This window comes from Kosakonia sp. PSU_27, assembly GCF_039409795.1.
In the GTDB taxonomy this organism is placed as follows: domain Bacteria; phylum Pseudomonadota; class Gammaproteobacteria; order Enterobacterales; family Enterobacteriaceae; genus Kosakonia.
Genome location: NZ_JBCIVK010000006.1, coordinates 244,478 through 261,747, shown reverse-complemented (window position 1 = coordinate 261,747; position 17,270 = coordinate 244,478). Strand labels below are relative to the sequence as shown.

The following is a 17,270-nucleotide window of genomic DNA, read 5'->3' as shown; positions in this document are numbered from 1 at the left end:
GGCCGTGTGATCGCGCCTTAATTCACAGTTTTCAGGCCCGCCGTTTGGTGGCGGAATCCATCCACACAGCCAGCAGCAAAATGGCCCCTTTGACGATGTATTGCCAGAACGTCGGCACATCCATCATGCTCATGCCGTTATCCAGCGACGCCATAATAAACGCGCCCATTACCGCACCCGCGACGCTACCAATACCGCCTGCAAGGCTGGTGCCGCCAATCACACAAGCGGCAATGGCGTCCAGTTCGGCGATATTCCCGGCGGAAGGTGAGCCTGCCCCGAGGCGCGAACTGAGGATCAAGCCGGCAATCGCCACCATCAGCCCGTTAATGGCAAATACCGCAAGTTTGGTGCGCTCGACGTTAATGCCGGAAAGCCGTGCCGCTTCCAGGTTGCCGCCAATAGCGTAAATACGGCGGCCAAACGCGGTGCGCGTCGCCATAAACATGCCCGCCAGCAGTAAAAAGGCCAGCAGCAGTACCGGAGTGGGGACACCCCGGTAATCATTCAGCAGCCAAATGGCTCCCAGCACGATCACTGCGATAATTGCCTGACGTCCAACCGCTGTTGATGAGGGTGACGTTGCCAGCCCCAGCGTCTGCCGACGCATACGCCCGCGCCACTGCCAGAGTACAAAAGCCACCAGGCCCAGCAAGCCTACGCCGAAACCTACGCCGTCTGGTAGATAGCTTTGGCCAATCTGCGACATTGCCGCGCTGGTGGGGGAAACCGTGGTGCCGTTAGTAATGCCGATCAGCACGCCGCGAAAAGCCAGCATCCCGGCCAGCGTGACGATAAATGAAGGGACTTTGCGATACGCCACCCACCAGCCGTTCCAGGCGCCAAGCAGCAGGCCGAGCACCAGTGTTACCGCCACGGTTAGCGGCAGCGACCAGCCCAGCCAGACATCGAAAATCGCCGCCGCACCGCCGAGCAACCCCATCATGGAGCCAACGGAGAGGTCAATTTCGGCAGAGATAATGACAAACACCATTCCCACCGCCAGGATGCCGGTGATCGCGGTTTGGCGCAGCAGGTTAGAGATATTACGCGCGCTCAGGTAGGCGCCATCGGTCATGCCGGTGAAAAACAGCATGATCACCACAATGGCGGCAATCATCACAAATACTTGTAAGTTAAGGGACTTCAGCCCGGAAAAAGCCCCTTGTGAGGCGGTAGTTAATTTAATTTCAGACGGGTTGCTTTTCGACATGATGTTCGCTCCTCAGCGCCGCTTCCATGACCTGCTCCTGGGTCAGATTACGATTGATGAGATCGGCTTTTAGCTTGCCTTCATGCATCACCAGCACCCGATCGCTTAATCCCAGCACTTCGGGAAGCTCGGATGAGATAACGATGACGGCGATCCCCTGCTGCACTAATTGGTTAATCAGTTTGTAGATTTCGTATTTCGCGCCGATATCGATACCGCGCGTAGGTTCATCGAGGATCAGGATGCGCGGGTTGAGCAACAGGCAGCGGGCGAGAATCGCCTTTTGCTGGTTGCCCCCGCTCAGGCGGCCGATTGCCAGCTCCGGGGAAGACGTTTTCACTTTTAGCCGCTGGAGCGACTGTAAAATGCACGCCTGTTCGGCGGCGTCGTCCAGGCTGCTTAACGCGCCGGTAAACTGGTTAAGCGCCGCCAGCGTGATGTTCTTACCCACCGCCATCACCGGCACGATGCCGTCTTTTTTGCGGTCTTCCGGCACCATGGCAATGCCAAAGTCGATAGCCTGCTGGCAGTTGTGAATCTGTACCGCTTTGCCATCAAGGAAAATTTGCCCTTCCCAGCGCCCCGGCCAGACGCCAAACAGGCACTGCACCGCTTCGGTCCGCCCTGCGCCGACCAGCCCGGCGATGCCAAGGATCTCGCCGCGCTTCAGGCTGAATGAAATATCGTTCACCCGTTTGATATGGCGGTTTACCGGATGCCAGGCGGTAAGATGTTCAACGCGCAGGATCTCCTCGCCTGTCGCATGCGGTTCATTGGGGTAGAGCGCGGTCAGTTCGCGACCTACCATCATCGTGATGATGTCGTCTTCGCTCATGCCAGCGGCATCACGCGTACCGATATGCTTGCCATCACGGATAACGCAGATGGTGTCCGATATCGCTTTGACTTCATTCAGCTTGTGGGAAATGTAAACGCAGGCGATATCGTGGTTGCGCAGGTCGCGGATGATATCCAGCAACACGGCGGTTTCCTGCTCGGTCAGCGAAGCGGTGGGTTCATCAAGGATAAGCAGCCGCACCTGTTTGTTCAGCGCTTTGGCGATTTCGACCAGTTGCTGTTGCCCGAGCCCTAAATCGCCCACCCGGGTATCCGGCGAAATCGACAGGCTCACCTGTTTGAGCAATTTTTCGCAGCGCAGCGTCATTTGGTCGTAATCCATCACACCGTGACGGGTGATTTCCGTACCGAGGAAAATGTTTTCCAGCACGGTTAAATGTTTCACCAGCGCCAGCTCCTGGTGAATGATGGCGATACCTTTCCGCTCGGTGTCGCGGATATGGCTGGCTTGCAGGGTTTCGCCCGCAAAAATAATTTCTCCCTCGTAACTGCCAGCCGGGTAAATCCCACACAGCACTTTCATCAGCGTGGATTTACCCGAACCGTTCTCACCGCACAGCGAGAGCACCTCACCCGCGTTAAGGTGCAGGCTGACGTTATCTATCGCCTTTACGACACCAAAAGTTTTGGTGATATTTTTCATTTCAAGTAAATAAGGCATGGCTGCTCCACGTCATTCGCTGATATACAGCGCCTGAAAGAGATGGCAGCCGACGCGCCCGCAGGCGCGCCGACGGTTTTAGAGCTGATTTTTCTGATGGAAGCCGTCTTTGATGACAGTAGCGTCGATGTTGTCTTTGGTGACTTCAATTGGCGTCAACAGGCGGGCAGGGACATCTTTCATGCCGTTATTCAGTGAAGCGTCCGCTTTTGGCGTTTTGCCGTTACCCAGTTCGACAGCGATTTCCGCCGCCGTATTCGCCAGTTGGGTGATTGGCTTATAGACCGTCATGGTCTGGCTGCCGTTAATCAACCGTTTCACCCCTGCGAGGTCGGCATCCTGGCCCGAAATCGCCACTTTTCCGGCCAGACCCTGGGCGCTCAGCGCCTGAATCGCGCCGCCAGCGGTGGCATCGTTGGAAGCAACCACCGCATCAATTTTGTTATTGTTGGCGGTGAGGGCGTTTTCCATAATCTTCAGCGCGTTTTCCGGTAACCAGCCATCGACCCATTGATCGCCGACAATTTTAATTTTCCCGCTATCAATATAGGGTTTTAATACCTTCATTTGCCCGGCGCGGAATAACTTGGCGTTATTATCTACCGGCGATCCGCCCATTAAAAAGTAATTTCCCTGCGGGACTTTGCTTACCAGGCTTTGCGCCTGTAATTCCCCGACTTTTTCATTATCGAAAGAGATATAGAAATCGATATCGGCATTATTAATCATGCGATCGTAAGCCAGGACTTTAATTCCTTCCTGTTTGGCTTCTTTTATTACGTTACTTAACACCTGGCCGTTGTAGGGAATAATAACCAGTACGTCGACGCCACGGTTGATCATATTTTCAATTTGCGACATCTGCGTTTCTTCATTTCCGTTTGCGGATTGAACAAACACGTTAGCGCCGAGCGACTCGGCTTTTTTCACAAAGATATCGCGGTCTTTTTGCCAGCGTTCAAGGCGCAAATCGTCAATCGCCATGCCGATTTTCACCTCTTTGGCATGGCCGAAAGCGCTTGCCAGCAGCAGGGAGGCGCAGAGTGTAAGGCAAAGGTTCTTTATCTTCATAATAGTAATACCTTTTGTAGGGTGAAGGGCGAGATAAAAGAAACATGCACTGCTATAGACGAGCAAATTCTTAACGCAGAATTCTGCTCTGGCAATTACAGATTTTTATCCGGGCATTACGTTTTTTGGTTTATTTGCTGATTTATGACCGCGATCTTATTTTAAAAAAAGCAAAACCGATTTTGCATAAAAAACAGGAAGGCGCCTCGCAGCCGCAGATATCATTATTTTGCGAGCCAGCGCACGTTTGTGCATTCTCTTAATAGCAGTGTGAAATAACGTAATTGAGCGAGTCAGAGAGAGAATCCAGTATTAACGTCAGATTTGTACACTCGCCAATGGAGCTCATTATGCAAGCTTATTTCGACCAGCTGGATCGGGTTCGTTTTGAAGGTCCAAAAACCACGAATCCTTTAGCGTTTCGTCATTACAATCCGGATGAGCTAGTGCTCGGTAAGCGCATGGAAGATCACCTGCGTTTTGCTGCCTGCTACTGGCATACCTTCTGCTGGAACGGCGCAGATATGTTTGGTGTGGGCTCCTTCGATCGCCCATGGCAACAGCCTGGCGAAGCCATTGCGATGGCGAAGCGTAAAGCCGATGTCGCGTTTGAGTTTTTTCATAAACTCAATGTGCCCTATTACTGCTTCCACGATGTGGACGTTTCGCCGGAAGGCGCGTCGCTGAAAGAGTATCTGAACAATTTTGCGCAGATGGTGGACGTGCTGGCGGAAAAACAGCAGCAGAGCGGTGTGAAGCTGTTATGGGGCACGGCGAACTGCTTTACCAACCCGCGCTATGGTGCGGGCGCGGCGACCAACCCGGACCCGGAAGTATTCAGCTGGGCGGCGACGCAGGTGGTGACCGCCATGAACGCCACTCACAAACTTGGTGGCGAAAACTACGTGCTGTGGGGCGGTCGCGAGGGTTATGAAACCTTGTTGAATACCGATCTGCGCCAGGAGCGCGAACAGATTGGCCGCTTCATGCATATGGTGGTGGAACACAAACACAAAATCGGTTTTCGCGGCACGTTGCTTATCGAACCAAAACCGCAGGAACCGACCAAGCACCAGTACGATTATGACGCCGCTACCGTTTATGGGTTCCTGAAACAGTTTGGTCTGGAGAAAGAGATTAAACTGAATATCGAAGCCAACCACGCCACACTTGCCGGTCACTCCTTCCATCATGAAATCGCCACGGCCATCGCGCTGGGGCTGTTTGGTTCAGTGGATGCAAACCGCGGCGACCCGCAGCTCGGCTGGGATACCGACCAGTTCCCGAACAGCGTCGAAGAGAACGCGCTGGTGATGTATGAAATCCTCAAAGCGGGTGGTTTCACTACCGGCGGCCTGAATTTTGACGCCAAAGTACGCCGTCAGAGCACCGATAAATACGACCTTTTCTATGGTCATATTGGCGCGATGGACACCATGGCGCTGGCGCTGAAAGTGGCGGCTCGCATGGTGGAAGAGGGCGAGCTGGATAAACGCGTAGCGAAACGCTATGCGGGCTGGAATGGTGAGCTGGGCCAGCAAATTTTGCAGGGGCAGCTTAGCCTCGCGGAGCTGGCGAAGTACGCTGAACAGCAGAACCTGGCACCGCGGCACCAGAGCGGTCATCAGGAGCAACTGGAAAACCTGGTTAACTACTACCTGTTTGATAAGTAAACCGTTCTGCGCCGCCGATAACGCGGCGCACTAAAAAGGAGTGGTCACTATGTATATCGGGATCGATCTCGGCACCTCTGGCGTGAAGGCGATTCTGCTCGGTGAGCAGGGCGAGGTGCTGGCCTCGCATACGGAAAAACTCAGCGTGTCGCGACCGCACCCGTTGTGGTCGGAGCAAGATCCCGAAGCGTGGTGGCAAGCGACGGACCGTGCCATTCTGGCATTGGGCGAGGCGCACTCGTTACAGTATGTAAAAGCGATGGGCCTCGCCGGGCAGATGCACGGCGCGACGCTGCTTGATAAAGATAACCAGGTGTTGCGTCCGGCCATTCTGTGGAATGACGGTCGCTGCGGCGAAGAGTGCGCGCTGCTGGAAGAAAAGGTCAAAAATTCCCGTGCGATTACCGGCAACCTGATGATGCCCGGTTTTACTGCGCCGAAACTTTTGTGGGTGCAGCGTCACGAGCCAGAAATATTTGCTCGTGTGGCGAAGGTCTTGCTGCCTAAAGATTTTCTGCGTTTGAAAATGTCTGGCGTATTCGCCAGCGACATGTCCGACGCGGCGGGAACCATGTGGCTGGATGTGGCGAAACGCGACTGGAGCGATGACATGCTGGCTGCCTGCTCGCTTTCACGTGCGCATATGCCTGCGCTGTTTGAAGGCAGCGAAATTACCGGCGAACTGTTACCCGAGATCGCCCGGCGCTGGGCGATGCCCGTCGTTCCGGTTGTCGCGGGCGGCGGAGATAACGCCGCCGGTGCTGTCGGCGTCGGTATGGCAGACGCAGGCCAGGCGATGTTGTCACTGGGCACATCCGGGGTCTATTTTGCCGTCAGCGAAGGGTTCCTCAGTAAACCCGAAAGCGCGGTACACAGTTTTTGTCACGCGCTGCCTGGCCGCTGGCATTTGATGTCGGTAATGCTTAGCGCGGCGTCGTGCCTGGACTGGGCGGCGAAGCTAACGGGGCTGGAGTCAGTTCCGGCATTGATTAACGCCGCGCAACAGGCGGACGATAACGCCGGGGATCTGTGGTTTTTACCCTACCTTTCCGGCGAGCGTACGCCGCATAACAACCCACAGGCGAAAGGCGTGTTCTTTGGTCTGACGCATCAGCATGGCCGCGAAGAACTTGCCCGCGCCGTGCTGGAAGGTGTCGGTTTCGCGCTGGCGGATGGTATGGATGTCGTCCACGCCTGTGGCGTCACGCCGCAGAGCATTACGCTTATCGGGGGCGGGGCGCGCAGCGCATGGTGGCGGCAAATGCTGGCGGATATCAGCGGATTGCAGCTCGATTACCGCACCGGCGGCGATGTTGGGCCAGCGCTTGGCGCGGCGCGGCTGGCGCAAATCGCCGTCAATCCGCAAACGCCTCTGGCGACGCTACTGCCGCAACTGCCGGTTGAGCAACAGCATGCGCCGGATGCTACCCGACATGCTCATTACGCGCCACGCCGCGAAACGTTCCGCCGTATCTATCAGCAGCTACTGCCGCTGATGTCCTGATTTTTCCTGCTTATCCGGCCCGCTGTTCAGGTGGGCTGGAATCACCATGATGTTGTCCTTTTTTGGTCTTAGCAGGCGCAAAACTCCTTGCCACAATAGCGTTAACCCTACTGAGCAAGGAGTCCTGAAATGTCCCGCACCGCGCTGATTAACATCGACACACAGCAATCTTTTTTCCATCGTGACTACTGGCAAGATACGGATTTCGCTGCGTTTCAGCAGGCCATCTCCACGCTTATCGCTGGCTGTGAAGCACGTGGCGTACCGGTAGTCGATATCTTTCATGTCGCTGACAGCGGGCCGTTTTCGCTGGAGAGCGGTTTTGTCACGCCGATGCCCTTCCTGCAACACCGCGCCGCCGTAACGTTTTATAAGCATGTGCACAATGCGTTTACCGATACCGGGCTCGATCACTGGCTGCGCAGCCGCGACATCAACCATCTGATTATTTGCGGTATTCGCACCGAGCAGTGCTGTGAAACCACCGCGCGCGTCGCATCGGATCTGGGGTATCGCGTGACCTTTGTCAGCGAAGCGACACTGACCTTCCCGATGACGCATAAAGGGGTTACGCTGGATTGCAACGCGCTGCGCCACCGCACTGAAACCGTGCTGGAAGGCCGCTTCGCTGCCATTAAAACCGTCCACGAAATTCTGGAACTGTAATGACCATAGATGTCTGGTTTGTGATGTTGCCCGGCGTTCTGGCGCTGGATATGACCGGCCCGGCGGAAACCTTCGTGCTGGCAGGGAACGCTTTTCGCCTGCACTACGTTGGGCCGGAAGCGAGTGTGTCGACCTCGATTGGCCTGACGATGGGCAATATTGCACCGCTACCGGATACCTTGCCGGAAGGCAGCCTGCTGGTGCTGCCAGGTGTGTCAGATTCCTCACGGTTATTTGATACGCCGCAGGCGAACGCGGTGCGGCACTGGCTGATGCGCCTGCAACCGCTGATCCACAGCCAGAGCATTACGTTGATGTGCGTCTGTTCCGGCGCGGTGCTGGCGGCGAAGGCCGGTCTGATGAACGGCATTCAGTGCACCACTCACCATGATGTCATTGCCCGTTTACGCGCGGTGGCGCCTGCGGCGCTGGTTAAAGAGAACCGTATTTTCATTGAGGATCGCAGCATCTGGACCAGTGCGGGCATCACCTCCGGTATTGATCTGGCGCTGCATCTGATTAACCGGTTTTGCGGGCCGGAGGCGGCGCTGGCGGTAGCGCGGGAAATGGTGGTCTGGTTCCGTCGTTCCGGGGAAGATCCGCAAATTTCACCGTGGCTGCGCTACCGTAACCACCTGCATCCGGCGGTGCATCGCGCGCAAGATGCGTTGACGGCGGAGCCGCAAAAAGCCTGGCAACTGAGCGACATTGCCGAGCGGGCGCACGTCAGCCCCCGACATTTAACGCGCCTGTTCCAGCAACATCTCGGGATCAGCGTGCGTGATTATCTGGAGCAGCTGCGGCTGGTGATTGCCGAACAGTATCTGTTGCAAGGGCGCGGCACCGAGCAGGCCGCGCTTGCCGCCGGTTTCTCCTCGCCGCGCCAGCTACAGCGTGCGCGCCAGCGTGCCATTAACTGACGAAACGGCGTTTGTCGAGGCGTTGCACCAGCATCGACAGCGCCAGGCTCGCCAGCAGCGTGGCAGTGAAAATCCATACTATATCGAGCAGCGGTGAAGCGTGGATTTCAACGCCGCGCGTGCGCAGGGCGTGAATAATCAGCGCGTGAAAACCGTAAATACCCAGCGAATGGTGAGAAATGAGCGTCAGCCCCGGCAGCGTACGGCTATTTAGCGTGTTTTTGATGAGCGTAAACAGCGCGATGGCGCAAAGAAAGACCATCGGCCCGCAGTAGAGATACCAGGTATCGGCGAAATTGCCGCGCCATTTCAGCTCATTGAGCGTACCGCGTGAAATCACAAACACCGCGGCTAAAAACAGGGCGGCGCAGGCCCAGCTTAATGCCCGTTTTTGCGTCTCCATCATGCCGATAGCGCGCCCCAGCATGCCATACAGAATGTAGTAAAACGTATCCCCGCCAATATAAAGATTGACCGGCAGCCACTCAAAACCGCCGATTTTCTGCGCCACCGTATTCGGGTTGGCCACAATGCCAATCACCACCACTAATGCCAGCAACATTTTGCCGCTGAGCGCTTTCACCTGAATCAATGGCGACACCAGGTAAATGACGATAATGGCGAAGAAAAACCACAGGTGATAAAACACCGGTTTTTGCAGCAGGTTTTTCAACGACAGCTCGCTGTTAATCGAGGTGAACAGCACGATATAGAGCAGGGCGATAAGGCTGTAGAACACCAGACAAAGCGCGATGCGCAAGAAGTGGCGCGGCTGTGCGCTGCGTTCGCCAAAAAAGAGGTAGCCGGAAATCATAAAAAACAGCGGCACGCTGACGCGGGAAGCGGAGTTGAGGATATTGGCGATATTCCAGTCGAAAGTGGTAATACTGGCGGGATTGGTGATGTACCAGGTAGTGGTATGGATCATCACTACCATTAAACAGGCTATCCCTCGCAGATTATCTATCCAGTAAATTTTCGACTGCATCAGTTCCTCTGTGTTCACGTTAAAGACAACTCCCTCAGACTGTAAGATTATCCGCCCATCTCATTAGATAATTCTGAGTTTTACCGCTCTTGCTTGTGCGTTTTGCGCAGATTTGCAAAATTTGCATTCCCCGCCTTTAAAAATAACAGCCCGCGAGCAGGCAGTGATAAAAATGATGAAGTGTATTGTCCCCGCGCTGGTGCTGCTATTAGCTGGCTGCAGCGCCTCTGCAGATATTCCCGCGCAGCAAGCGCAAAAAGCCAGACCTGGCCCCGAACATTCGCTGGATATGGAAAATTTGTGCAGACAAAACGCCGCTCGCCGTTACAACACCGGCGTACAGCAAATTGATGTCACTGGCTTTGAACAATTTCAGGGCAGCTATGAAATGCGGGGCATGACGCCGCGCCGGGAAGCCTTTGTCTGCACTTTTGACGCGGAAGGCCAATTTTTGCACCTTTCGATGCGCTAAACCGCCAGATTCCCGCCCGACGGCGCGTGCTTTCCCCAATTTTCCTTAAACAAACCCGTTTCGTACTGTATATCTTGCAGCCAGCGGGTATACTGGGCGCTTCCTTTAAATCCACACGTATCCAGCACGAAAGAATATGCAAAAGTTTGATACCAGGACCTTTCAGGGTCTGATCCTGACCTTACAGGATTATTGGGCTCGTCAGGGCTGTACCATTGTTCAACCTCTGGACATGGAAGTGGGCGCCGGTACATCGCACCCAATGACCAGCCTGCGCGCGCTGGGGCCAGAACCGATGGCAACCGCGTATGTGCAACCTTCCCGCCGTCCGACCGATGGACGCTATGGCGAAAACCCGAACCGTTTACAGCACTATTATCAGTTCCAGGTGGTGATTAAACCGTCTCCGGATAACATTCAGGAGCTGTACCTCGGGTCACTGAAAGAGCTGGGTATGGATCCGACCATTCACGATATTCGTTTCGTGGAAGACAACTGGGAAAACCCGACGCTGGGTGCCTGGGGTCTGGGCTGGGAAGTGTGGCTGAACGGCATGGAAGTGACGCAGTTTACCTACTTCCAGCAAGTTGGCGGTCTGGAGTGTAAACCGGTTACCGGTGAAATCACCTACGGTCTGGAACGTCTGGCGATGTACATTCAGGGCGTGGACAGCGTTTACGACCTGGTCTGGAGCGACGGCCCGCTGGGTAAAACCACTTACGGCGACGTGTTCCATCAAAACGAAGTGGAGCAATCCACTTACAACTTCGAATACGCGGATGTCGACTTCCTGTTCACCTGCTTCGAGCAGTATGAAAAAGAAGCGCAGCAGCTGCTGGCGCTGGAAAACCCGCTGCCGCTGCCTGCCTACGAGCGCATTCTGAAGGCCGCCCATAGCTTCAACCTGCTGGATGCGCGTAAAGCCATCTCCGTGACGGAACGTCAGCGCTATATTCTGCGCATCCGCACGCTGACCAAAGCAGTGGCTGAAGCGTATTACGCTTCCCGTGAAGCCCTTGGCTTCCCGATGTGTAACAGAAATAAATAAGAGGCGGCCATGTCTGAGAAAACTTTCCTGGTGGAAATCGGCACCGAAGAGCTGCCACCAAAAGCCCTGCGCAGCCTGGCCGAGTCCTTCGCTGCCAACGTTACCGCTGAGCTGGATGCGGCGGGTGTCACCCACGGCGACGTGCAGTGGTTCGCCGCGCCGCGCCGTCTGGCGGTAAAAGTCGCGAAACTGGCGGCTTCCCAGCCGGATCGCGAAGTTGAAAAACGCGGCCCGGCAATTGCCCAGGCGTTTGACGCGGAAGGTAAGCCGAGCAAAGCGGCTGAAGGCTGGGCGCGTGGTTGCGGCATCACTGTCGATCAGGCTGAGCGTCTGACCACCGACAAAGGTGAATGGCTGCTCTATCGTGCGCATGTCAAAGGCGAAAGCGTGGAAACGCTGCTGCCGAACATGATTGCTAACTCGCTTGGCAAGCTGCCGATCCCGAAACTGATGCGCTGGGGCGCGTCGGATGTGACGTTTGTTCGTCCGGTTCATACCGTTACGCTGCTGCTGGGCGACACCGTTATTCCGGCAACCATTCTGGGTATTCAGTCCGATCGCGTGATTCGCGGCCACCGCTTTATGGGCGAGCCGGAGTTCACCATCGATAACGCCGATCAGTACCCGCAAATTCTGCTGGAGCGCGGCAAAGTGATCGCCGATTACGACGCGCGTAAAGCGAAAATCAAAGCGGATGCAGAAGAAGCGGCGCGTAAGATTGGCGGTAATGCCGATCTGAGCGACAGCCTGCTGGAAGAAGTGACCTCGCTGGTGGAATGGCCGGTGGTGCTGACCGCGAAGTTCGAAGAGAAATTCCTCGCCGTTCCGGCGGAAGCGCTGGTTTACACCATGAAAGGTGACCAGAAGTACTTCCCGGTGTATGGCAACGACGGCAAACTGCTGCCGAACTTTATCTTCGTCGCTAACATCGAATCGAAAGATCCGCAGCAGATTATCTCCGGTAACGAAAAAGTGGTGCGCCCGCGTCTGGCGGATGCCGAGTTCTTCTTCAATACCGACCGTAAAAAACGCCTCGAAGATCATCTGCCACGTCTGCAAACTGTGCTCTTCCAGCAACAACTGGGTACGCTGCGCGACAAGACCGATCGTATTCAGGCGCTGGCGGGCTGGATTGCCGGGCAGATTGGCGCGGATGTGAATCACGCCACGCGCGCGGGCCTGCTTTCCAAATGCGACCTGATGACCAACATGGTGTTCGAATTCACCGACACCCAGGGCGTGATGGGCATGCACTATGCGCGTCACGACGGCGAAGCAGAAGATGTTGCTGTGGCGCTGAACGAGCAGTATCAGCCGCGTTTTGCCGGTGATGAACTGCCGTCAAACCCGATCGCCTGCGCGCTGGCGATTGCCGATAAGATGGACACCCTCGCGGGGATCTTCGGTATCGGGCAGCATCCGAAAGGCGATAAAGACCCGTTCGCACTGCGCCGCGCGGCGCTGGGCGTGCTGCGTATTATCGTTGAGAAGAACCTGGCGCTGGATCTGCAAACCCTGACCGAAGAAGCGGTGCGTCTGTACGGCGACAAGCTGACCAACGCGAAAGTGGTCGATGATGTGATCGACTTTATGCTGGGCCGTTTCCGTGCCTGGTATCAGGACGAAGGCTACAGCGTGGATACCATTCAGGCGGTGCTGGCGCGTCGTCCGACCAAACCGGCAGATTTCGATGCGCGTATGAAGGCGGTTTCGCACTTCCGTACGCTCGACGAAGCGGCGGCGCTGGCGGCAGCGAACAAGCGCGTTTCCAATATCCTGGCGAAATCCGATGAGACGCTGAACGATATCGTTCACGCCTCGGTGCTGAAAGAAGCGGCGGAAATTAAGCTGGCGGGTAACCTGGTGGTGCTGCGCGATAAGCTGCAGCCGTACTTTGCCGAAGGCCGTTATCAGGACGCATTAATCGAACTGGCGCAGCTGCGCGAGCCGGTGGATGAGTTCTTTGAGAACGTGATGGTGAATGCCGACGACAAAGACGTGCGTATCAACCGTCTGACATTGCTGTCTAAACTGCGTGAACTGTTCCTGCAGGTGGCGGATATCTCTCTGCTGCAGTAATCGTCATGGCAATAAAAAACCCGCTGCGGCGGGTTTTTTTATGTCTGGCGTCAGGGCTGTGGCGTGTTTTGTTCGCCGGGGTAAGGGTCGAACGTCGTAAACGTCGAATTGACGCGAACGTTGTTACGGCCTGCGCGTTTGGCTTCATACAGCGCATTGTCGGCGCTCTGGATAAGCTGCCCGTACTCAGTGTGGCTTTTCTGGCAAAGACTGGCGACGCCAATACTGACGCTGATGATACCGCCAGGGGAACTGGCGTGGGGCAAATCCAGCAACTGGACGCTGGTGCGGAGTGTCTCGGCGAGCTCAACGGCATCAGCACAGCGGGTTTCAGGTAACAGGGCGCAGAACTCCTCGCCGCCGTAACGGAACAGGACATCGGCAGGGTTTTTCAGCGCGCCGCGCATCGCGGTGGCGATTTGCTGTAAGCACTCGTCACCGCGCTGGTGACCATTGCAGTCGTTATAAAGTTTGAAATAATCCACATCAATCAGCAGCAGCGACAGCGGCTTGTTATTGCGCTTGCTGGCGCGCCATTCACGCTCAATGCACAGATCGAAATAACGGCGGTTACCCACGCCGGTAAGCCCATCGGACAGCGATTGCGATAAAAGCTCATGCGCCTGTTCACGCAGTAAGGATTCGCGGCGCACGGCGGCGGTAACATCGACTATCTGAATCAGGCAATAACGTTCCGTCTCGCCTAACGGCACAATGGTGACCGCCTGGCTCAGGCGCGCGCCGGGGCGTGACGGTTCGGCGTAGAGCGGGAAGGGTGAACGGTGCAAAGATTGCGAAAGCAGGGCAGATAAATTGTGGCCAATAGCCTGACGAATCGCATCGCCGACACGGTGATACACCAGGTCGGGAAATACGCTAAAAAAATCCTCACCAACCGTGTCGCAGGCCGCACGCCCGGTGTGCGTTTCTAACCACGCGTTCCACAGGGCGATACGGTAGTGTGCATCAACAATGATCACACCGAGGCTTAAAGATGAAAAGGCATCAAACAGCAACGTATCTTTCATTTTCAATGCATTCCGTCTGGAACACTGCCGGTTTCTACGCGGCTGATATAAAGCCGGATCTGTTCACGTAAGTCACGCAGCGCGGACATATCAAGGATAAAGGCGAGATATCCCTGAATCTGCTGGCGCTCAAGCGCAAAATCGATACGCAGCATCATCACCAGCGGGTCGTTGTCATCTTTATTCGGATTGAGGATCTGCTTGCTGCTGCCCACACGAACGACGGGCAGCGAACCTTGCAGCTCTTTCTGGAACATATTGGCCAGCGTCCCTACGCAGGCGTTGAGCACAATATTGCCGATTTCGCTTATCGCTTCGCGTTCCATCTCGCCCAACTCATGCGCGGGGATCAGGTCGCCGACCATCATGCGCACAATTTCAAAACTGGCGGCTTCAGGAAACATCAAAATCGCTTCGGTGGCATACGCGCCCTGATAGTGCTGGCTAATACCGAATAACGAGATGCCCGCGCCTAACTCTTCAGCGGCTTCAGAGCGCGGCGTAAAGCGGATCGTCGGCACCGACATACGCACTTCTTCATTGACGATATTGCTCATCGCGGCGGCGGCCTGACCGACACCGATGTTGAAAATCTCCATCAGGCTGTCGGTTTCAATTTCGCTGATATCCGGCAATTCGCTCATGGATGTGCCTCCAGATCGTTCAACAACGCGTGGAGTTGCGGCTCTTTCAGCGGTTTTGGCAGGAAGCCAAGACCGAGCGTTTGCGCAGCGGTTTGTATGGAGTGCTGAACGTTGGCGGTGAGCAGAATGATATGCGTGCCTGGGTGCGTCTGGCGGATGCGCGAAGCGGTTTCCATGCCGCCAATACCCGGCATGTTTACATCCAGCAGGATCGCAAAAGGTGTGTGCGCCGATGCCAGTTCGATCGCCTCTTCGCCCGTTCCGGCTTCGTCGATTTTCCAGTCCTTGTGCAGGCTGAGCACATACTGGCGTGAAATCATGCGTGACAGGCGGCTGTCATCGACAATCAGGATATATTTCGACATCATTCATTCTCGTCTGGTGATTCATTGCCTGAAAAGGACAATGCACAGCGCCCGGGGTGGCTCTCTTCCCTGATGAATGCGGCTTCACGTCTCAACATCGTTATGTTTCACATAACGCGCTGTTTCGTATTTTCCTTTGTTAAATTCTCTTCCCGGTTTACACGCACGGCCTGCTGCTTTTGGTTAAGTCACCATATTCATCGGCAATAACATGCAAATGATTAGCCTCTTTATGACGAGATGGTGAAAATTTAGCCTTGAAGAGGGCAGATGATGCGGCTATTCTTTGCCGCGACGAACTTCTCGTCTCACCGGAGCGCTTTCTGAAAATGAACAAACACGACTGATGAACTCGGATCCTTGCTAAACGCGCAGGCGTCGGCAGGGGATGTATTGATTTCATTCAGGAGTGCTTATGGCTCATTGCGCCCAGATCCCCGCTTTTATTTTGCATCAGCTCACCTGTCAGTTCGCGACGGGCGAGACGCTTTTTGGCCCGCTTACCCTCTCCCTTGAACCGTCACTGTGCGGCCTGGTGGGGCGCAATGGCGTGGGCAAAACACAATTACTCCGTCTGCTGGCCGGGCTAGCCACGCCTGCCGGCGGGCATATCGAACGCTTCGGCACGCATACGTATGTTGCACAGCAGCACGCGGTTTCCGCGCATACCACGCTTGCGGAACTGCTTGGTTACACAGACGTTTTCGCGGCCCGCGAGCGCGTCGAACAGGGCGCTTACCAGCCCGACGATCTCGACAAACTTGAAGGCTACTGGGATCTGCCGGAACGCCTGGCAGCGGCTTTTTCTGACGCCAGACTTCCCGCTTTTGACCCGAATAGGCCTGCCATTACGTTGAGCGGTGGCGAGCGCGTGCGGGCACTGTTATGCAGTGCGTTTATCGCCAGGACAGGTTATCTGCTGCTGGATGAACCGACCAACCACCTCGACAGGCAGGGGCGTGAGTGGTTTTACGCACAGCTGGCGCAGCGAAACGGTGGGGCGCTGGTGGCGACTCACGATCGCGAATTGCTGGCGCTGATGCCGCGCATTCTTGAGCTCACGCCAGCCGGGTTGCGCAGTTATGGCGGTAATTATGACGACTATCAGCGCCAGCGCGATGCGGAACAGCAAGCCGCGCGGGCAATGCTTGAACACGCCGTCAACGAGCGTCGCCGTACCCGCAGCAGGATGCAAAAAGAGCATGATGCCAGCCAGCGGCGCTCGGCGCAGACGCTGCGAACGGTGGATTCGTTAAATATCGCCTCGTTTGAACGCGTGAAATACAAGAACGCGGCGAAAGAGCGCCCCGATAGCTGGCGCAAGCAGCACCGCGACCAGAATGACACCCTTAACACCGCCGTTAACCAGGCGCGCGAGCGGGTGGAAGAGGAGATGCCGGTACTGTTTACGCTGCCTGGCAGCCATCTTCCTGAAGGTAAGCAGGTGCTGGTGATGGAGGATGTGCTGCTGCCGCACGTAGCGCTTCCTCCGCTTAACTGGCGAATGGACGGCCCGATGCGCGTAGCGGTGCGCGGGCCGAATGGTTGCGGTAAATCGACGCTGCTGAAAGTGATCCTCGGTGAGCTGGCTCCCCGCGCCGGGCTGTGCCAGCGCGCGGTTACCTGCGCGTACCTCGATCAGCACTTATCGCAGCTCGATCTCTCGTTGTCGGTGCTGGCACATCTCAATTCTGGCGATACGCCGATGGAGGAGGGCCTGCTGCGCACCCGCCTGGCGCAACTGCAACTGGGGGCAGATAAAGTGGTGTTACCGATGGCGGCGCTGAGCGGCGGGGAGCGTTTAAAAGCGGCGCTGGCGTGCGTACTGTGGCGGCGTGATGCCACGCAGTTGCTGCTGCTGGATGAGCCGACGAACCACCTCGATCTGGCGTCAACGCAGGCGATTGAAGCGGCACTCGCGACATTTTCTGGCGCGATGCTGGTGGTGTCTCATGATGCGTCATTTCTTCAGGGATTAAAGCTTACGCACAGTCTGGTATGGCGGCAAGAGGGCTGGTACTGCGAAGCGGAGTAAGGTGGACATTAACCCCCGGATTATCGGGGGTTCTACCATCACTAT

The 17,270-nt window shown here is 55.9% G+C and carries 15 protein-coding genes; 8 read left to right on the top strand and 7 right to left on the bottom strand.

Translation table 11 applies throughout. From position 1 onward, the window contains the following. Positions 1-31: 31 nt before the first annotated feature. The 3 genes from xylH to xylF all read right to left on the bottom strand — a co-directional run bounded on the left by xylH (position 32) and on the right by xylF (position 3,803). Entirely contained in the window at positions 32-1,213 is a 1,182-nt protein-coding gene (gene xylH / locus AAIG26_RS16925) for a xylose ABC transporter permease XylH (protein ID WP_343181044.1), read from the bottom strand. Then, positions 1,191-2,732: a xylose ABC transporter ATP-binding protein gene (locus AAIG26_RS16920; RefSeq protein WP_097406417.1), complete on the bottom strand. Its 1,542-nt coding sequence runs from the start codon at positions 2,730-2,732 to the stop codon at positions 1,191-1,193. Before AAIG26_RS16920 ends, xylH begins: the two co-directional genes overlap by 23 nt. A gap of 78 nt (positions 2,733-2,810) precedes the next feature. Continuing rightward, entirely contained in the window at positions 2,811-3,803 is a 993-nt protein-coding gene (gene xylF / locus AAIG26_RS16915) for a D-xylose ABC transporter substrate-binding protein (protein WP_343181042.1), read from the bottom strand. Positions 3,804-4,153: 350 nt separating this feature from the next. Here xylF and xylA point away from each other — a divergent pair, with 350 nt between their 5' ends. From xylA to AAIG26_RS16895, 4 genes are all read left to right on the top strand, one after another. Then, complete coding sequence (gene xylA / locus AAIG26_RS16910; RefSeq protein WP_020455710.1) at positions 4,154-5,476, top strand: xylose isomerase; 1,323 nt, start codon at positions 4,154-4,156, stop codon at positions 5,474-5,476. 49 nt (positions 5,477-5,525) lie between these two features. Continuing rightward, entirely contained in the window at positions 5,526-6,980 is a 1,455-nt protein-coding gene (xylB, locus tag AAIG26_RS16905; protein WP_343181040.1) for a xylulokinase, read from the top strand. A 129-nt stretch (positions 6,981-7,109) separates the two neighbouring features. Beyond that, complete coding sequence (locus AAIG26_RS16900; protein ID WP_020455708.1) at positions 7,110-7,646, top strand: isochorismatase family protein; 537 nt, start codon at positions 7,110-7,112, stop codon at positions 7,644-7,646. Next, positions 7,646-8,566 carry a helix-turn-helix domain-containing protein gene (locus AAIG26_RS16895; RefSeq protein ID WP_343181039.1) on the top strand — a complete coding sequence of 307 codons (921 nt, stop codon included), beginning with the start codon at positions 7,646-7,648 and terminating at the stop codon, positions 8,564-8,566. Before AAIG26_RS16900 ends, AAIG26_RS16895 begins: the two co-directional genes overlap by 1 nt. On the opposite strand, the gene AAIG26_RS16890 is transcribed toward AAIG26_RS16895, so the two are convergent. Next, positions 8,559-9,554, bottom strand: coding sequence for an acyltransferase (locus AAIG26_RS16890; protein ID WP_343181138.1), 996 nt, complete (start codon positions 9,552-9,554; stop codon positions 8,559-8,561). The genes AAIG26_RS16895 and AAIG26_RS16890 overlap by 8 nt on opposite strands. Before the next feature lie 172 nt (positions 9,555-9,726). Between AAIG26_RS16890 and AAIG26_RS16885 the strand changes: the two genes are divergently transcribed. From AAIG26_RS16885 to glyS, 3 genes are all read left to right on the top strand, one after another. Next, entirely contained in the window at positions 9,727-10,026 is a 300-nt protein-coding gene (locus tag AAIG26_RS16885) for a YsaB family lipoprotein (RefSeq protein ID WP_020455705.1), read from the top strand. Between the two features lie 136 nt (positions 10,027-10,162). After that, on the top strand, positions 10,163-11,074 hold the full coding sequence (gene glyQ, locus AAIG26_RS16880; protein WP_020455704.1) for a glycine--tRNA ligase subunit alpha: 912 nt from the start codon (positions 10,163-10,165) through the stop codon (positions 11,072-11,074). 9 nt (positions 11,075-11,083) lie between these two features. Further along, entirely contained in the window at positions 11,084-13,153 is a 2,070-nt protein-coding gene (glyS, locus tag AAIG26_RS16875; RefSeq protein WP_020455703.1) for a glycine--tRNA ligase subunit beta, read from the top strand. A 50-nt stretch (positions 13,154-13,203) separates the two neighbouring features. Here the strand turns inward: glyS and AAIG26_RS16870 are convergent, their stop codons facing one another. The 3 genes from AAIG26_RS16870 to AAIG26_RS16860 are packed head-to-tail and all read right to left on the bottom strand — an operon-like array spanning position 13,204 to position 15,193. After that, positions 13,204-14,181 (bottom strand): GGDEF domain-containing protein, encoded by a 978-nt coding sequence (locus tag AAIG26_RS16870; protein ID WP_045507571.1) that lies wholly within the window; start codon positions 14,179-14,181, stop codon positions 13,204-13,206. Positions 14,182-14,183: 2 nt separating this feature from the next. After that, on the bottom strand, positions 14,184-14,825 hold the full coding sequence (locus AAIG26_RS16865; RefSeq protein WP_045507574.1) for a chemotaxis protein CheC: 642 nt from the start codon (positions 14,823-14,825) through the stop codon (positions 14,184-14,186). After that, the gene (locus tag AAIG26_RS16860) at positions 14,822-15,193 is read right to left on the bottom strand and encodes a response regulator (protein ID WP_020455700.1); all 372 of its coding nucleotides are present in this window, start codon (positions 15,191-15,193) and stop codon (positions 14,822-14,824) included. The genes AAIG26_RS16865 and AAIG26_RS16860 overlap by 4 nt, the downstream gene beginning before the upstream one ends. 412 nt (positions 15,194-15,605) lie before the next feature. On the opposite strand from AAIG26_RS16860, the gene AAIG26_RS16855 reads away from it, so the two are divergent. Then, on the top strand, positions 15,606-17,225 hold the full coding sequence (locus AAIG26_RS16855) for an ATP-binding cassette domain-containing protein (protein WP_343181037.1): 1,620 nt from the start codon (positions 15,606-15,608) through the stop codon (positions 17,223-17,225). The last annotated feature ends 45 nt before the right edge of the window (positions 17,226-17,270 follow it).